This window comes from Pseudomonas sp. GW821-FHT02H06, assembly GCF_059421525.1.
The window spans coordinates 151579-168969 of the sequence record NZ_JBWKVD010000005.1; the positions used below are offsets into that span (position 1 = coordinate 151579).

A 17391-nucleotide genomic window follows, 5' to 3' on the forward strand; every position below is an offset into this window, starting at 1 on the left:
GTCGCGATTTGAATCGTCATGTCGCTGCCGAATAGACGCTTCGCGACGTCGCAATCAGGGGTTGTTGAATGCTCATTCAACTTTAGGCATGGCATTTGCGTTGCAATGACAAAGCTCTCCACAGATGAGGGCGATACAACAAGAGCCTCCTGCCGGGGCCATCAACCGTTTTACGCGTGAGGAGAAATTGTGATGACTTCGTTCAACTCCGGGGCTCAACCCCAGAACCGTACGCCCCAATCCATCGGCTTCCTGCTGCTGGACAACTTCACATTGATCTCCCTCGCGTCAGCGGTCGAGCCACTGCGTATGGCGAATCAGTTATCAGGCCGCGAGCTGTATCGCTGGACCACGCTGACGGCGGATGGCGGCCAGGTCTGGGCCAGCGATGGTCTGCAGATCACCCCCGATGCCGCCATGCACAAGGCGCCGGTGCTCGACACCGTGATCGTCTGCGGTGGCGTCGGCATTCAGCGCACCGTCAGCCGCGAACACGTCAGCTGGCTGCAGAGCCAAGCGCGTCAGTCCCGTCGTCTGGGGGCGGTGTGCACCGGCAGTTGGGCGCTGGCCTGCGCGGGCTTGCTGGACGGGTTCGATTGCAGCGTGCATTGGGAATGCCTGGCCGCGATGCAGGAAGCTTTCCCCCGCGTCGCCATGAGCACGCGCCTGTTCACCCTCGACCGCAACCGCTTCACCAGCTCGGGCGGCACCGCACCGCTGGACATGATGCTGCACCTGATCAGCCGCGATCATGGACGTGAACTGTCTGCTGCCATCTCGGAGATGTTCGTCTATGAACGCATCCGCAACGAACAGGATCACCAGCGTGTGCCGCTCAAGCACATGCTGGGCACCAATCAGCCGAAGCTGCAGGAAATCGTGGCGCTGATGGAAGCCAACCTGGAGGAGCCGATCGATCTGGATGAACTCGCGGTTTACGTCGCCGTGTCCCGGCGTCAGCTGGAAAGGCTGTTCCAGAAATACCTGCACTGCTCGCCGTCGCGCTACTACCTCAAGCTGCGCCTGATCCGCGCCCGCCAGCTGCTCAAGCAAACGCCGATGTCGATCATCGAAGTGGCGTCGGTCTGCGGCTTCGTGTCCACGCCGCACTTCTCCAAGTGCTACCGCGAATACTTCGGCATCCCGCCACGGGACGAACGCGTCGGCTCCAACACCGCGCAGCAGGTGGGTATGCTGCCGATCCCGCAGTCGATCGTTCTGGCGCCGTTGTCCGGGCCGCTGTCGGCGCTGAGTCAGGCGCGTAATGAATCGACGTTTGCGAGCGTGCGGTTGTAGGGCGATGATTTAGCCAGATGCCATTGGAAAAACGCTAGAACCCCCGGATAGGAGCGCGCTCGCGATGTGCCGATTCAGATGATTAGGACATCGTCTGGGCCGTGCTTTCGCGGGCAAGGTTCTTATCGAGCTCGTAAATGGGCAGCCTCATTAAAAAATTATTTTCCGCTTTACGCCCTTGCGCTAAATCCTCCCGTTTTAGATTTATTTGAACCTATCCGCTTCTGTTTATAACTGCCTTGCGGCGTCGGTCTCGGGAAATCCTATTGTTAAGTTGTGGATTTCGGTGGCTAGGTTTTTTGGCAGTTACTGTCATTTCTGACAGTTTACGCGCCTGAGCGGCCCGACGTATAAAGTCAGCAGGATCTCCGTGGCTCAGTTTGTTAAGGATTACTCATCGAGCAAGGATGCTGAAATGAAAACATACGGCCTGATTTTTTTGATGGCGCTTATTCTGGGATGTACTAACAATCCGGATACTTCTTCCGGGTCGCGACGCGTCAATGCAGTAGATGGCAACGCCGTAGCGGCCTCTATCCAGCTTGCGTACCAGGATACCCGGCATGATTGTGGCAGCGCGTCGAAGCCAGCCTTTTTATGCGCAGGCGTGCTCTTTAGAGGCACGAGCACTTCCGGTGCCCATCACGCCTGGAACCCTGCGCCTGGGAAAACCGGTGTTTCGTTTTCCTACGTGCGCAAGGACGCTAACTTTGACCATCTCGCCGTGGGTACTGATAACGGGTTTATCTTTTATCCGATTCTTTCCGCACCGTCTGGAAAAGATCATATGTATGTACTGTGCTCGTTTCCTGTTGACGGTTATACCTGGATACGGGCCCAGCCAGGTTGCGGAGAAAGCTCTCAATATCCCGGCGTGAGCGGGCGCTGCCAGTCTCAGGGCATTTCCACCGCAGATCAGTGGAAAGCCCATTTCGACAAGGGACCATCAGGTGCAGACAGAGAGTTAATCTACGGTTATGTCTGTGCTTTTGATGTAAGCACTGAGATGAATGCCTTAGGTGCCGAGTCTTTTTATCAGTCACTGAGGGCCATGCATCTTCTGCCCGCTGAATTGAGGCACCGTTACAATGAGTTGATTGTTCAAGCGTGGGCTCAGGACATTCCGACAAGGCTTCCAATTCAGGCGTTCTTTTATACCTCTGTCAGCGGGTTAGTAAGCGCGAGGCATAATCAATGGGATTTTTTCAATAGCACAGGTGGACTCTTCGTTCCGATCATTCATATGACGCTGCCCGCAGTTGTCACTGGCGACGCGACGTTCACTTATAACCCTGCAGATCAATATTGCCAGCCTGATGCAACTTCCTGCTCGTGACTGGCGTTATAAGCTTACTGTGGCGATACGTCAGCAATGACCAACTAACGGGGCATGCTTTTGTTGTATGTCGTGAGCGCCGGCAACAACTGCTGATCAATCGCCTGGCGCACGGCTGGCAAAATCGTTGCGCTGCCGCTCAGCAGTTTCTCGACCAATTGCCGCAATGCCCGAGCGCGATCGTCATTGAGGCCGCGCACCGCCTGTGCGCACGCCTGTTCCGCGCTGAGGCCGGAGGGTACTTCGAGACCGATCGCCCTGAGTTGGCTGATCAGGTCGTCCTGGTCCATGAGGTCTGCGTGCATCATGACGTGCGCTCCGTTCTTGAGGTTGGCCTGATTCTGGTGGTGCGCGCGTGAGCTCGGCAAGCGCTCGCGTCGCAGATGTCTGGCATACGCATCAGTGTGTCGTTTTCGGCTATGTAACCGTTTAGTTCATTTGGCATAATCCGCCCACTTACATTGCGCGAGCTACGGTTTGGTCACCCTCTGGCCCGCGCAGATGCCTCACCCCGGTTTTGTAACGGCTTAACCGGGGATTTTTTTGCCTGTCGTTTGGGCTCCTTCGAGCGGCAGGGCATGAGCGGTCTGCGCAACGTCGGATGGTTTGATAAACTCCGCAGCCTTCCAGGAGCCGCCATGAATTACCGTCACGCCTTCCACGCCGGCAACCACGCCGACGTTTTCAAACATATCGTTCTGACTCGCTTGATCGCGCTGATGTCGCGCAAAGAGCAGCCACTCGCTTACCTCGACACTCACGCGGGCATCGGCCTGTATGACTTGCAGGGCGATCAGGCCACGCGCACCGGCGAATGGATCGAAGGCATTGGCCGTCTGTGGGATGCCGAAGACGTGCCTGAAATGGCGGCCGGTTACATCGACGCGATCCGTCACATGAACCGCAAGACCGGCGAACTGCGTTACTACCCGGGCTCTCCCGAACTGGCCCGCCGCCTGACCCGCGAACAGGACCGCGTGCTGCTCAACGAAAAGCACCCTGAAGACGGCGCGCTGCTTAAAGACAACATGAAATACGACCGCCGCGTCGCCGTGCACCTGGGCGAAGGCTGGCACGTGCCCCGGGCCTTGCTGCCGGTTCACGAGAAGCGCGCAGTCATGCTGATTGATCCGCCGTTCGAGCAACTGGACGAGATGAAGCGCTGCTCCGTCGCCCTCAAGGAAACCATTGCGCGGATGCGCCAGACCGTTGCGGCCATCTGGTACCCGATCAAGGACCAGCGTGCGCTCAAGCGTTTCTATCAGGAACTGGCCGAAACCGGTGCACCGAAACTGCTGCGGGTCGAGTTGTTCGTGCATCCGCTGGACACACCCAGCAGCCTCAACGGCTCCGGCCTGGCGATCGCCAATCCGCCATGGGGGTTGGAAGAGGAGTTGCGCGAATTGATGCCGTGGCTGGCGAAGAAACTCGGCCAGACGCAAGGTGACTGGAAGATGGATTGGCTGATTGCGGAGTAACCGCTCTTGGTTTCTGCGGCGTGACGGCTTACGTCTTCCCGGCTAAAGCCAGTCCCACTGACAGCACGCGTAGTGTCAGCGGGATCAGCTTTAGCCGGGAAGAGGCCAGGAAGTGATGCAGCGGACACCGTTCATGTGGGAGTGAGCTTGCTCACGAAGGCGGCATCTCAACCGCTGACTATTTAGCGGATGTGATGGCCCATTCGCGAGCAAGCTCGCTCCCACAATTCGTTCATCTGCCGGAGGATCGGCGATGTCTGCCTCCCCCGGCCAAGGCAGCCTTTGCCGATACCAGGGATGCCAGCGGGTCCAACGCGGCCGATCCCTCTATGGGGTAACTCAGTTCCCCGCCAGGCTCGGCGGCATGCAGACGCCGGTGCCGCCAATACCGCAGTAGCCCTGGGGGTTCTTCGCCAGATATTGCTGGTGATACGCCTCGGCGAAGTACACGGTGGGCGCCTGGTCGATTTCGGTGGTGATGTCCCCAAGACCAGCCTTGGCCAGTTCGGCTTGGTACACCTCGGCGCTGCTTTTGGCCGCCTGCAGTTGTTCCGGCGTTGTCGCGTAGATCACCGAGCGGTATTGGGTGCCGATGTCGTTGCCCTGCCGCATGCCCTGTGTCGGGTTATGCAATTCCCAGAACATCGCCAGCAGTGCTTCGTAGCTGACCTTCGCAGGTTCGTACACCACGAGGACCACCTCGGCATGGCCCGTCAGCCCCGAGCAGACTTCTTCGTACGTCGGGTTTGGCGTGAAGCCACCCGCGTAACCCACAACAGTGCTGACCACACCTTCTTTCTGCCAGAAGCGACGTTCCGCCCCCCAGAAGCAACCCAGGCCAAAGATGGCGAACTCGACGTCATTAAAGAACGGCCCAAGCAGCGGCGTACCATTGACGAAATGGGTTTCTGGCAGGGTCATGGGGGTTTCGCGCCCAGGCAATGCCTGCTGAGCGGTGGGGAGAGCGTTTTTATTCACAAGAATTTCCGAGCGCAAGACCATGAGGCACATCCTCTCTGGGGCAGGACAACCGACATGCGTTGTCAGTGAAAACCGTATATGGGGTCAGAATCGGCTGATGCAAATGCAGGGCGGCAAGTGTGCCGCACTGATGTGATACGGGGAAGGGGCCTTAGGCCAGTGGGCCGCGCGGGTAGCGACGCAACTTCTCGATCAGCTCTTCGCCCGGAATCGGCTTGTCGAACAGATAGCCCTGACCGACATCACAGCGATGGCGACGCAGGAAGGCCAACTGTGCCGCGGTCTCGATGCCTTCGGCGACCACGGTCAACTTGAGGTTGTGGGCCATGGCGATGACTGCCGAGGTGATTTCCATGTCGTCCTGATCATCCGGGATGTCCCTGATGAAGCTGCGGTCGATCTTGATCACGTCGATGGGGAATTTCTTCAGGTAACTGAACGACGAATAACCCGTACCGAAGTCATCCATCGCCAGGGTCAGGCCTAGCGTCTTCAGCGACTCAAGCTGCAGGCGCGTGTCTTCGGTTGCCTCCAGCAGCAAGCCTTCAGTCAGTTCCAGTTCCAGCAGCGACGGGTCGAGCTGTTCATCACGCAGAATGCTGGCCAGCGAAGAGACCAACTCCGGATCGGAAAACTGCTTCGGCGACACGTTGATGGCCACATGCAGTTTGCCGTATCCGGCGGCGGTCAGTTGCTTGCTCATGCGGCAGGACTGGCGCGCGACCCATTTGCCGATCGGGATGATCAGGCCGGTTTCTTCGGCGACACTGATGAACTGGTCCGGGCGGATCATGCCTTTTTCCGGATGATTCCAGCGCAGCAACGCTTCCATGCCCAGCAAACGGCCACTGCGCAGGCACAGTTTGGGCTGGTAAAAGACCTCAAGTTCGTTCTGCGTCAGCGCGCGGCGCAGGTTGTTCTCGACGAACAGCTTGTAACTCGCCTCGGCGTTCAGCGCTTCGGTGAACACCTGCACCTGATGCTTGCCGTTGGCCTTGGCCTTGTGCAGCGCCAGGCCTGCGTTCTTCATCAGCGTCTGCGGGTCGCGGCCATGGATCGGCGCGCAGGCCAGCCCCACCGAACCGGTCACGCTGATCAACTGATTGTCGACGAACATGGGCTTGTCCAGCGTGCTCAGCACCTGGCTGGCCACCCGTTGGCCCTCCTCGGGACTGGTGTCGTCGAGCAGTACAGCGAATTCGTTACTGGCGAAGCGCGCCAGAATGCCGGTCGGGCTCAGGCTGTTGCGCAGGCGGCGAGCCAGGCTGATCAGCAGCTTGTCGCCAGTCTGGTGGCCGAGGCTGTCGTTGATGCGCTTGAAGTTGTCGATGTCCACCAGCAAAAGACTGATCGGCGTCGCGACGTCCCGGGCAAAGTGCTCGTCCAGGGTGCGGATGAACGCCGGACGGTTGCCCAGACTGGTCAGATTGTCGGTGTACGCCAGGCGCTCGATCCGCTGCTGGGAGAGCTTGGCCTGGGTGATGTCTTCGTAGATGCCGATGTAATGGGTCAGCTCGCGGTTGTCGCCGTAGACCTTTGAAATCGACAGCTGGCCCCAGTACGGTTCCAGATTTTTGCGTCGGCTCTTGAACTCGCCCTGCCAGCTGTTTCCGTTGACCAGGCTGGAGTTCGCGTCGAGGAGCAGCGCGCTGAGGTTTTCCAGCGCCGGCAGCTCCGACAGGCGATGCCCGTGAACCTCATCGGCCGGGTACTGGGTGATCTCGGTGAAGCTCGGGTTGACGTACTCAACCACGCCGTCGCGGTTGACCAGCAAAAACGCATTGGCGCTTTGCTCCACGGCACGCTGAAACAGGTGCAGGGCGCTGGTGGCGGTGCGGCGGTTGTGGTTGTTGATGGCGTGGGCAAACTGATCGGCCAGCTCACCGGCAAAAGCAATCTCATCGGACTGCCATTCCCGTGGCGTACCGGTCTGCTCGAGGCACAGCACGCCCACTACCTGGCCATCGATGCGCACGGCGGCGTCGAGAATGGCGGTGATGTCCTGGGTCCGCAGTCGCTGAACCAGCTCGCGCGTACGCGGATCCTGCTCGACATCGTTGACGTCGATGGCGCGGCTGGTGTGCAGCACGTCCAGGTAGCTGGGGAATTCGCTGATGTCGATCGCGTCGGTCTTGGGGAACGTGCTGGTATCGCGGCGATACTCGGCAATCGGCTCAAGGGTCTTGCCGCTGAGGTTCCACAGGCTGGCGCAGGAGATGTTGTAGATCTCGCAGGCGCTTTTGGTGATCAGCTCAGCGGCTTCCTGCAGCGAATTGTTCGAACTGTAGCGATGGCGCGCCAGGCGCAGAATCAGGCTTTGCTGTGCGCGGACCCGTTCAAGATGCAGCAACTGTTCGTGCTGAGCGCGTTGATTGAGCTCCAGCGCGATCTGCAGACGGGAGTTCTGTACTTCCAGATCGGGGCTGATGATCAGTTCGCCGGGCTCGATCTGCGCATCAACCACCATCAGGTAGCCGCGCAACAGATGCCGGTTGTGTTGCTTGTATCCCTCACCGATTTCCACCAGATTCAAAGGGCCGCGCGTCGTGTGCAGGGTGTAGCGGATCAGGTAATGGGCGCTGCCGGCCAGTTGCATCTGCACGGCGTCGTGCAGTTGATAGCGCGCTTCGGGCTCCATGAGGCTGGCGTAAGGCGTGCCCACCAGCGCGCAAAGTTCGACGGCGGGCATGCTGAATTGCTTTTCGCAGTTCGGATCCAGATAGAGCATGGCCCAGCTGGGTTCATTCAGCCGCTCGAAACGCAGCATGCCGAGCCGCGAGGGCACCGGTAATTGCGTCACGACCTCGGCCGCCGGTCTACCGGCAGCATCAGGTTGGCTTTTCATGAAGGAACTCGCTTTCAGGGTGCTGTCGCGCACGGGCAAGGAGCCCGTCTTTAAGTCGCGTGCCGCAAGGTTGCATCATGGCGAACGGGCTGACAAGTCAGCGCGATGGCTTAGTGCTATAAATCTGTCGGCAGACGGTTGATTTACTGGAGGTAATTGATCGGATTGTCAGGGTGAGGGTCGAGCGGCTGGTGTTTGTGCATGATCAGTTATCGGCAGCGCGACCGAATACTGTAGGGCCTTTGTAGCCGCTGATGAATCCATTTTAAAAGGGCAAAAAAAGCCCCGCCAGTGAGCGGGGTTGAGGTACGAGCGTGGCAGCTCGAGAAAACGCAAGCCCGTTTCGCGAGAAACGGGCCTTGTACGGCTTACAGCAGGATCGTGCGGATGTCCGCCAGCAATTCGCTCAGACGCTTGGTGAAGCGCGCTGCGGCGGCGCCGTTGATCACGCGGTGATCGTAGGACAGCGACAGCGGCAGCATCAGGCGAGGCTGGAATGCCTTGCCGTCCCAGACCGGTTGCATGGTGGCCTTGGACACGCCAAGGATCGCGACTTCCGGCGCGTTGACGATCGGCGTGAAGCCGGTGCCGCCAATGTGGCCCAGGCTGGAGATGGTGAAGCAGGCGCCTTGCATGTCGTTGGCCGACAGCTTTTTGGAGCGTGCCTTTTCCGCCAGCTCGGCCGCTTCGGCTGCCAGTTGCAGCAGGCTCTTCTGGTCGACGTTCTTGATCACCGGGACCAGCAGGCCTTCCGGCGTATCCACCGCGAAACCGATGTTGAAGTACTTCTTGCGAATGACCGCTTTGCCGCTTGGCGCCAGCGAACTGTTGAAGTCCGGCAGCTCCTTGAGCATGTGCGCGCTGGCCTTGAGCAGCAGCGGCAGAATGGTCAGCTTGACGCCGGCTTTTTCGGCCACGGCTTTCTGCGCGATACGGAAAGCTTCCAGGTCGGTGATGTCGGCCTGGTCGAATTGCGTGACGTGCGGAATGTTCAGCCAGCTGCGATGCAGACCGGTTGCGCCCAGCTGCATCAGGCGCGTCATCGGCACTTCTTCGGTTTCGCCGAAACGGCTGAAATCGACTTCCGGAATCGGCGGGATGCCCATGCCGCCGGCAGCGCCGCCAGCAGCAGGCGCGTCCTTGGACTTGGTCATGATCGATTTGACGTACGCCTGGACGTCTTCTTTCAGCACGCGGCCATGTGGGCCGGTTGCCGAAACAGCGTTCAGCTCGACGCCGAACTCGCGCGCCAGCTGACGAACAGCCGGGCCAGCGTGAACCTTGGCGCCGTTGTTCGCAGGTGCAGCGGCTGGTGCGGCAGCAGGCGCAGGCGCGCTTTCAGCTTTCGCAGCCGGAGCAGCAGCGGGCGCCGGAGCAGCCGCTTCCGCCTTGGCCGGAGCCGGGGCAGCAGCTTGTGCAGGCGCCGCAGCCGGTGCAGCGCCCGCCACTTTCAATTTCAAGATCAGGTCGCCGGTACCGACTTCGTCTTCGACCTTGACGCTGATGCTTTCGACAACGCCTGCGGCGGGAGACGGGATCTCCATCGAGGCTTTGTCGGATTCCAGGGTGATCAAAGATTGATCAGCTTCGATGCTGTCGCCCACTTTGACCATCAGCTCGATGATGCGAGCCTTGCCCGACGAACCGATGTCCGGAACGTGGATGTCCTGAACCGTGTCCGACGCAGCAGGTGCAGCCGCTGCGGCAGGCGCCGCTTGGGCTTCGGCTGGCTTCTCGGCTGGCTTTTCAGCAGCAGGGGCAGGCGCGGCAGCAGCAGGTGCAGCAGCCGGCTCGGCCGCCGCTTCGCCTTCCACTTCCAGCTCGAACAGTTCGTCGCCTTCTTTCAGGCGGTCGCCCAGCTTCACTTTCATCGCCTTGATGACACCGGCTTTAGGCGCAGGGATTTCCATGCTTGCCTTGTCCGACTCCAGCGTCAGCACGCTCTGGTCAGCTTCGATGCGATCACCGACCTTGACCATCAACTCAATGACTTCTCCTTCACCGTTGCCGATGTCGGGTACTCGAATTAACTCACTCACAATGTCTCTCCTTAGGAGAACCTGTTCCTCGACTGCGCCGATTCATCTGCGACGAAACAGCCCGGATGCTCATTTACCGAAGTAAATTCCGCATCGGCGGCTGTTTCGCGCACCTCTCAGCGCTCTATTCGATCGTTACGCAGACCTTAGCAGTCCAGCGGGTTGCGCTTTTCAGGATCGATGCCGAACTTGGCAATGGCTTCCGCCACGACCTTAGGTTCGATATCGCCGCGATCGGCCAAGGCTTCAAGGGCGGCCAGCACCACGAAGTGACGGTCAACTTCGAAGAAGTTGCGCAGCTTCTTGCGGCTGTCGCTACGGCCGAAACCGTCGGTGCCCAGCACCTTGTATTCCTTGGTCGGAACCCACTGACGGATCTGGTCAGCGAACAGTTTCATGTAGTCGGTCGAAGCGATCACCGGACCTTTACGGCCATTGAGGCATTCTTCAACGTAGCTCAACTGTGGCTTCTGACCCGGCTTCAGGCGATTGCTGCGCTCTACGGCCAGGCCGTCGCGACGCAATTCGTTGAAGCTGGTTACGCTCCAGACGTCCGCACCAATGTTGAACTGCTCGCGCAGGATCTTCGCCGCCTCGCGTACTTCACGCAGGATGGTGCCCGAACCCAGCAGCTGCACGTGATGTGCGGCTTCCTTGGTGTCTTCTTCCAGCAGGTACATGCCCTTGATGATGCCTTCCTCGGAACCGGCCGGCATGGCAGGTTGCGTGTAGGACTCGTTCATCACGGTCAGGTAGTAGAAGACGTCCTGTTGTTCTTCGAACATCTTCTTCATGCCGTCCTGAATGATCACCGCCAGCTCGTAGCCATAGGTGGGATCGAAGGTGCGGCAGTTCGGGATGGTCGAGGCCAGGATGTGGCTGTGACCGTCTTCGTGCTGCAGACCTTCACCGTTCAGGGTGGTACGACCGGCGGTGCCGCCAATCAGGAAGCCACGGGTGCGGCTGTCGCCTGCAGCCCATGCCAGGTCGCCGATACGCTGGAAACCGAACATCGAGTAGAAGATGTAGAACGGAATCATCGGCTGGTTGTGGCTGCTGTACGAAGTACCTGCCGCGATGAACGACGACATCGCGCCGGCTTCGTTGATGCCTTCCTCGAGGATCTGACCTTTCTTGTCCTCGCGGTAGAACATCACCTGTTCTTTGTCGACTGGCTCGTACAGCTGGCCTACGGAAGAGTAGATGCCCAGCTGGCGGAACATGCCTTCCATACCGAAGGTACGGGCTTCGTCCGGGATGATCGGAACGATGCGCTGACCCACTTCCTTGTCCTTGACCAGTTGGGTCAGGATGCGGACGAAGGCCATGGTGGTGGAAATTTCGCGGTCGCCGGAGCCGTCGAGGATCGCCTTGAGGGTTTCCAGTGGCGGAGTCGGCAGGCTGAAGCTCTGCGCGCGACGCTGTGGCACGAAGCCGCCCAGTGCAGCACGACGCTCGGCCAGGTAACGCGCTTCGGCGCTGCCTTCTTCCGGCTTGTAGAACGGCAGGGCTTCGAGCTGATCGTCCTTGACCGGGATGTCGAAGCGGTCACGGAAGTGACGCAGGCTGTCGACGTCGACCTTCTTGGTGTTGTGTGCGGTGTTTTTCGCTTCACCGGCGCCGGTGCCATAACCCTTGATGGTCTTGGCCAGAACCACGGTCGGCTGACCCTTGTGGTTAACCGCTTCGTGGTACGCCGCGTAGACCTTGTACGGGTCGTGGCCGCCACGGTTCAGCTTCCAGATTTCGTCGTCGGACATATCCGCAACCATCGCCTTGAGTTCTGGCGAGTTGAAGAAGTGTTCGCGCACGAAAGCGCCGTCTTTGGCTTTGTAGTTCTGGTATTCGCCGTCGATGACTTCGTCCATGCGACGTTGCAGGATGCCGTCGACGTCTTTGGCCAGCAGTGGGTCCCAGAAACGGCCCCAGATGACTTTGGTCACGTTCCACTGAGCACCGCGGAACACGCCTTCCAGTTCCTGGATGATCTTGGCGTTGCCACGAACCGGACCGTCCAGACGCTGCAGGTTGCAGTTCACGACGAAGATCAGGTTGTCGAGCTTCTCGCGACCGGCCAGGGCGATGGCGCCCAGCGATTCCGGCTCGTCGGTCTCGCCGTCGCCCAGGAAGCACCAGACCTTCTGCTTGCCTTCAGGAATGTAACCGCGGTGCTCCAGGTACTTCATGAAGCGCGCCTGGTAGATCGCCTGAATCGGACCCAGACCCATGGAAACGGTCGGGAACTGCCAGAAGTCTTTCATCAGCCACGGGTGCGGATAGGACGACAGACCGTTACCATCGACTTCCTGACGGAAGTTGTTCATCTGGTCTTCGGTGATGCGCCCTTCCATGAACGCACGGGCGTAGACGCCTGGCGATGCGTGACCCTGGAAGTAGATCAGGTCGCCGCCGTGTTCGTCGGTCGGGGCCTGGAAGAAGTAGTTGAAGCCGATGTCGTACAGGGTTGCACTGGAAGCGAAGCTGGAGATGTGGCCGCCCAGATCCGGGTCGCCGATGTTGGTCTTGACCACCATCGCCAAAGCGTTCCAACGTACCAGCGAGCGGATGCGGCGTTCCATGAACAGGTCGCCGGGCATGCGTGCTTCGTGGGTAACGGGGATGGTGTTGCGGTAAGGCGTGGTGATGGCGTAAGGCAGTTGCGAACCACTTCGTGTGGCCAGCTCACCCATACGGGTCATCAGGTAATGAGCACGGTCTTCGCCTTCTTTGTCGAGAACCGATTCCAGGGCGTCCAGCCATTCCTGGGTTTCGACGGGATCGAGGTCTTGCATGGCTTGCTCCAGGGCGGAAAGGCTTCCAGAATCGGTTGCCTGAGTTTGTTGCGACTGGCCTTGTGGGCAGACGATATAAAATTCTTGGATGACCGGATGGGTCCCCGGCGTTGTGTAGTTTTACTACAAATCTCGGGCTAATTCAGCTTTTTGACTTGTATATACAGTAGTAAAACTACAGCTGAGCGACGTTTTCACTCGTGGTGCAGTGTCCGTTAAAGCAGTGTTCTCAGTGTAAAAATCTGACGAATCGCCGGACCTGTCATGCTGAAAACCAGAAAATGCCCGTCATCAGCAATTTTTAACCTTTGTTCGACAGTCCGTCCGTTGCGTGTATACAACCGCCGTGGCGTGCTGCCATTTGAATGCCGATCAAGGATAGACCATGAGCCTTCCCCTGCTGGCCGAGCTGCCGGCTGTCCTTCTGCCGTTGGTCACTCGTGCGCGCCAATCCTGGCGCACCGCTCTCGATGCCCTCACAGATGACGCCAGGCATCCATTTCAGGCCTGGCCCGAGGCGCGGTTGCTGGCGTTCGATCGTGTGTGTGCGGCCAGCGACTTCGTCGCCGATCAGGTTTCACGCGATCCGCTGATGCTGCTCGACCTCGCTGAATCCGGTGAGCTGGAGCGCAGTTTTGCGCCCGGCGAGCTGCTTGGGCACATCGCCAATGCAGTCATTCAGGCTGCCAGCGACGATGAGTTGGGGCGTAATCTACGTCGTCAACGCACGCGCCAGCAAGTGCGAATTATCTGGCGGGATCTGACCCGGCAGGCTGATCTGGTGGAAACCTGCCGCGATCTCTCGGACATGGCAGATGGCTGCATCGATCTGGCTTACAAGTGGCTGTACGAGCGGCATTGTCAGCAATTCGGCGTGCCGACCGGCCGTCGGACCGGCGAGGCACAGCAGATGGTCATCCTCGGCATGGGCAAGCTGGGCGCCGTCGAGCTGAATCTATCGTCCGACATCGATCTCATCTTTGCCTACCCCGAGGGCGGCGAAACCCAGGGCGTTAAACGCCCGCTCGATAATCAGGAATTTTTCATCCGCCTGGGTCAGCGATTGATCAAGGCGCTGGACCCGGTCACGGTCGACGGCTTTGTCTTCCGGGTCGACATGCGCCTGCGCCCGTATGGGTCTTCCGGTGCACTGGTGCTCAGCTTCAACGCGCTGGAGCAGTACTACCAGGATCAGGGCCGCGACTGGGAACGCTACGCCATGATCAAGGCGCGTGTGGTGGGCGGCGATCAGGAGAAGGGCAGCGAGTTGCTCGACATGCTCCGGCCGTTTGTCTATCGCCGCTATCTGGACTTCTCCGCCATTGAAGCGCTGCGTACCATGAAACAGCTGATCCAGCAGGAAGTCCGGCGCAAGGGTATGGCCGAGAACATCAAGCTCGGGTCCGGCGGCATTCGTGAAGTGGAATTCATCGCCCAGGCGTTTCAGTTGATTCACGGCGGTCGCGACCTAAGCTTGCAGCAGCGACCGCTGCTCAAGGTGCTGAAAACCCTTGAAGGCCAGGGCTATCTGCCCGCTGCCGTTATCGATGAGCTGCGTGAGGGTTATCAGTTTCTGCGCTACACCGAGCACGCCATTCAGGCGATTGCCGATCGGCAGACGCAAATGCTCCCCGACGACCCCCAGGATCAGGCGCGCATCGCCTTCATGATGGGTTTTGCCGACTGGGCGAGTTTCCATGAACAACTGATGTACTGGCGTGAGCGCGTCGCGTGGCACTTTCGTCAGGTTATCGCCGACCCGGACGAGGAAGAGGGCCAGCAGGACCACGGCGACGAAATCGTCGGCGGAGAGTGGCTGCCGCTGTGGGAAGAGTCGCAGAACGAAGAAAGCGCCTGCCTCCAGCTCCAGGAGGGCGGATTTGCTGACGCGCAAAAGGCGCTGAAAAACCTGAGCAACCTGCGCAACAGTTCGCAGCTGCGCTCCATGCAGCGGCTGGGGCGCGAGCGGCTCGATGCCTTTATTCCGCGGCTGCTCGCCCAAGCGGTCGAGCACGACAATCCCGATTTGGTGCTGGAGCGCGTGCTGCCGCTGGTGGAAGCGGTGGCGCGTCGCTCGGCGTATCTGGTCTTGCTCACCGAAAACCCCGGCGCGTTGCGTCGATTGCTGACCCTGTGCGCGGCCAGCCCGTGGATTGCCGAGCAGATCGCCCGTTTTCCGCTGCTGCTGGATGAGTTGCTTAACGAAGGTCGCCTGTTCAGCCCGCCCCAGGCGCTCGAGCTTGCCGCTGAGCTGCGCGAGCGTCTGACGCGTATTCCTGAAGACGACCTGGAACAGCAAATGGAAGCCCTGCGGCATTTCAAGCTGGCTCACCGTCTGCGCGTGGCTGCGTCGGAAATCACCGGCAGCCTGCCGCTGATGAAAGTCAGCGATTATCTGACCTGGCTGGCCGAAGCGATTCTGGAGCAAGTGCTGGCGCTCGCCTGGCGCCACACCGTCGCCCGTCACGGTGCACCGCGCCGACCGGACGGCACCTTGTGCGACCCCGGTTTTGTCATCGTCGGCTACGGCAAGGTCGGCGGTATCGAACTGGGTCACGGCTCGGATCTGGACCTGGTGTTCATCCACGATGGCGATCCCCAGGCCGAAACCGACGGCGCCAAGCCGATTGATGGCGCGCAGTTCTTCACCCGGCTCGGTCAGCGGATCATTCACCTGATCACCACCCAGACCAACTCGGGCCAGTTGTACGAAGTCGACATGCGCCTGCGTCCGTCCGGCGCGGCGGGTTTGCTGGTGAGTTCCCTCGGGGCATTTTCCCGCTATCAGGAGAACGAGGCCTGGACCTGGGAGCATCAGGCGTTGGTGCGCGCGCGGGTGCTGGTGGGCAGCACCGATGTCGGCCGGCAGTTCGAGGCCGTGCGCGCCTCGGTGCTGGGGCGGGAGCGGGATCTGCCGAAGCTGCGTCAGGAGGTCAGCGAGATGCGCGCCAAGATGCGCGACAACCTCGGCACCCGTACAACGACGGCCGGCAAAGGGGCGAATGCGTTTGAACCGACGGCGCGGTTCGACCTCAAGCAGGACGCCGGAGGTATCGTCGATATTGAATTTATGGTGCAATACGCGGCCCTGGCGTGGTCCAGAGAGCATCCCGCGCTGCTTCGTTACACCGATAACATCCGTATTCTCGAAGGCCTTGAAGAGGCCGGTCTGATGGCCGCCGCCGATGCCGGCCTGCTGCGTGAGGCGTATAAGGCCTACCGCTCGGCCGCTCACCGACAGGCACTGCAGAACGATCCGGGTGTTGTGGCCGGCGACCAGTTCGCCACCGAACGGCGCGAAGTGATGCGGATCTGGGGAGCGCTGGGGCTGAGTTGATTGCATGACGTTGGATGGCAGCAGGACCGGCCCCCTCGCGAGCAAGGTGGAGCGCCACCCCGGTCGCTCCCACGTTAGGTGAGCGATCCTGTGGGAGCGAGCTTGCTCGCGAAGAGGTTGATGAGAACACTGCAGGGTTCGGATCTCACGGATCTATATAAAGCTATGACAGGGAGGCGTCAGGCGGCGTGTGCAAGCATCACGCAGTCTGATGGGCCTCCCTGCTCGTTTCTGGTCGTTTTTGGATGAGCATGAGAATTCTGATCGTAGGGCCCAGCTGGGTCGGTGACATGGTGATGGCGCAGACGCTGTTCCAGTGCCTCAAGCAGCGTCACCCGCAGTGCGAAATCGATGTGCTGGCGCCCGAGTGGAGCCGGCCGATTCTTGAGCGCATGCCCGAAGTGCGCACGGCCCTGAGCTTCCCGCTCGGCCATGGCGCGCTGGAGCTGGCCACGCGCCGGCGCATCGGCAAGTCCCTCAAGGGCCAGTACGATCAGGCGATTCTGCTGCCCAACTCGCTGAAGTCGGCGCTGGTGCCATTCTTCGCCGGTATTCCCAAACGCACCGGCTGGCTTGGCGAATTTCGCTATGGCCTGCTCAACGACGTGCGCACCCTCGACAAGCAGCGCTACCCCCTGATGATCGAACGCTTCATGGCGCTGGCCTACGACAAAGGCGCCGAGTTGCCGCACCCTTATCCCAAACCCAGCCTGCAAATCGAAACGGCGAGTCGCGACGCGGCGCTAACCAAGTTCGGTCTGAGCCTCGACCGGCCGGTGCTCGCGCTGTGCCCGGGCGCCGAATTCGGTGAATCCAAGCGCTGGCCTTCCGAGCACTACGCCAAGGTTGCCGAAGCGAAGATCCGTGAAGGCTGGCAAGTCTGGCTGTTCGGCTCAAAGAACGACCACGCCGTGGGCGAAAGCATCCGCGAGCGGCTGATTCCGGGCCTGCGCGAAGAATCCATGAACCTCAGCGGCGGCACCTCACTGGCCGAAGCCATTGACCTGCTGTCCTGCGCGGACGCAGTCGTCTCCAACGATTCCGGTCTGATGCACGTGGCCGCTGCGCTGAATCGCCCGCTGGTGGCGGTCTACGGTTCAACCTCGCCGGGCTTTACGCCGCCGCTGGCCGATGAAGTCGAGATCGTCCGCCTCGGCATCGAGTGCAGCCCGTGCTTCGAGCGCACCTGCCGTTTCGGCCATTACAATTGCCTGCGCCTGCTGGAGCCGGACTCGGTGATCCAGGCCCTCGGCCGTATTGGCGCCGCCCCGGTCGAGGTCGCCTGAC

Annotated in this window: 10 protein-coding genes; 5 read left to right on the plus strand and 5 right to left on the minus strand. The window is 60.2% G+C overall.

Translation table 11 applies throughout. From position 1 onward, the window contains the following. Positions 1–192 precede the first annotated feature (192 nt). Together gbdR and AC07VF_RS10775 are read left to right on the plus strand one after the other, a co-directional pair. Entirely contained in the window at positions 193–1296 is a 1104-nt protein-coding gene (gbdR, locus tag AC07VF_RS10770; protein WP_463583925.1) for a choline metabolism transcriptional regulator GbdR, read from the plus strand. A 370-nt stretch (positions 1297–1666) separates the two neighbouring features. After that, positions 1667–2632: a halovibrin HvnA gene (locus AC07VF_RS10775; protein ID WP_346629366.1), complete on the plus strand. Its 966-nt coding sequence runs from the start codon at positions 1667–1669 to the stop codon at positions 2630–2632. 44 nt (positions 2633–2676) lie between these two features. Here AC07VF_RS10775 and AC07VF_RS10780 read toward each other — a convergent pair whose 3' ends face one another. After that, on the minus strand, positions 2677–2940 hold the full coding sequence (locus AC07VF_RS10780; protein ID WP_346629365.1) for a hypothetical protein: 264 nt from the start codon (positions 2938–2940) through the stop codon (positions 2677–2679). 330 nt (positions 2941–3270) lie between these two features. Between AC07VF_RS10780 and AC07VF_RS10785 the strand changes: the two genes are divergently transcribed. Continuing rightward, the gene (locus AC07VF_RS10785; RefSeq protein WP_346629364.1) at positions 3271–4110 is read left to right on the plus strand and encodes a 23S rRNA (adenine(2030)-N(6))-methyltransferase RlmJ; all 840 of its coding nucleotides are present in this window, start codon (positions 3271–3273) and stop codon (positions 4108–4110) included. Positions 4111–4449: 339 nt separating this feature from the next. On the opposite strand, the gene msrA is transcribed toward AC07VF_RS10785, so the two are convergent. The 4 genes from msrA to aceE form a co-directional block, all read right to left on the minus strand. Next, positions 4450–5112, minus strand: coding sequence for a peptide-methionine (S)-S-oxide reductase MsrA (gene msrA / locus AC07VF_RS10790; protein ID WP_346629363.1), 663 nt, complete (start codon positions 5110–5112; stop codon positions 4450–4452). A 130-nt stretch (positions 5113–5242) separates the two neighbouring features. Continuing rightward, on the minus strand, positions 5243–7936 hold the full coding sequence (locus tag AC07VF_RS10795) for a putative bifunctional diguanylate cyclase/phosphodiesterase (protein WP_282371696.1): 2694 nt from the start codon (positions 7934–7936) through the stop codon (positions 5243–5245). A 368-nt stretch (positions 7937–8304) separates the two neighbouring features. Further along, positions 8305–9975 (minus strand): dihydrolipoyllysine-residue acetyltransferase, encoded by a 1671-nt coding sequence (gene aceF / locus AC07VF_RS10800; RefSeq protein ID WP_495008555.1) that lies wholly within the window; start codon positions 9973–9975, stop codon positions 8305–8307. Between the two features lie 146 nt (positions 9976–10121). Beyond that, entirely contained in the window at positions 10122–12767 is a 2646-nt protein-coding gene (gene aceE, locus AC07VF_RS10805) for a pyruvate dehydrogenase (acetyl-transferring), homodimeric type (protein ID WP_282371694.1), read from the minus strand. Positions 12768–13152: 385 nt separating this feature from the next. On the opposite strand from aceE, the gene glnE reads away from it, so the two are divergent. Both glnE and waaF read left to right on the plus strand, forming a co-directional pair. Beyond that, a complete protein-coding gene (gene glnE / locus AC07VF_RS10810) occupies positions 13153–16104 on the plus strand; it encodes a bifunctional [glutamate--ammonia ligase]-adenylyl-L-tyrosine phosphorylase/[glutamate--ammonia-ligase] adenylyltransferase (RefSeq protein WP_495008554.1) in 2952 nt (983 codons plus the stop codon). A gap of 251 nt (positions 16105–16355) precedes the next feature. Beyond that, positions 16356–17390: a lipopolysaccharide heptosyltransferase II gene (gene waaF, locus AC07VF_RS10815; RefSeq protein WP_423570911.1), complete on the plus strand. Its 1035-nt coding sequence runs from the start codon at positions 16356–16358 to the stop codon at positions 17388–17390. Position 17391: the final 1 nt, after the last annotated feature.

Coding starts and splice junctions, on each gene's coding strand:
- gbdR (WP_463583925.1), top strand. CDS start 193: ATGACTTCGTTCAACTCCGGGGCTCAACCCCAGAACCGTACGCCCCAA.
- AC07VF_RS10780 (WP_346629365.1), bottom strand. CDS start 2,940: ATGATGCACGCAGACCTCATGGACCAGGACGACCTGATCAGCCAACTC.
- AC07VF_RS10785 (WP_346629364.1), top strand. CDS start 3,271: ATGAATTACCGTCACGCCTTCCACGCCGGCAACCACGCCGACGTTTTC.
- msrA (WP_346629363.1), bottom strand. CDS start 5,112: ATGGTCTTGCGCTCGGAAATTCTTGTGAATAAAAACGCTCTCCCCACC.
- AC07VF_RS10795 (WP_282371696.1), bottom strand. CDS start 7,936: ATGAAAAGCCAACCTGATGCTGCCGGTAGACCGGCGGCCGAGGTCGTG.
- aceE (WP_282371694.1), bottom strand. CDS start 12,767: ATGCAAGACCTCGATCCCGTCGAAACCCAGGAATGGCTGGACGCCCTG.
- glnE (WP_495008554.1), top strand. CDS start 13,153: ATGAGCCTTCCCCTGCTGGCCGAGCTGCCGGCTGTCCTTCTGCCGTTG.
- waaF (WP_423570911.1), top strand. CDS start 16,356: ATGAGAATTCTGATCGTAGGGCCCAGCTGGGTCGGTGACATGGTGATG.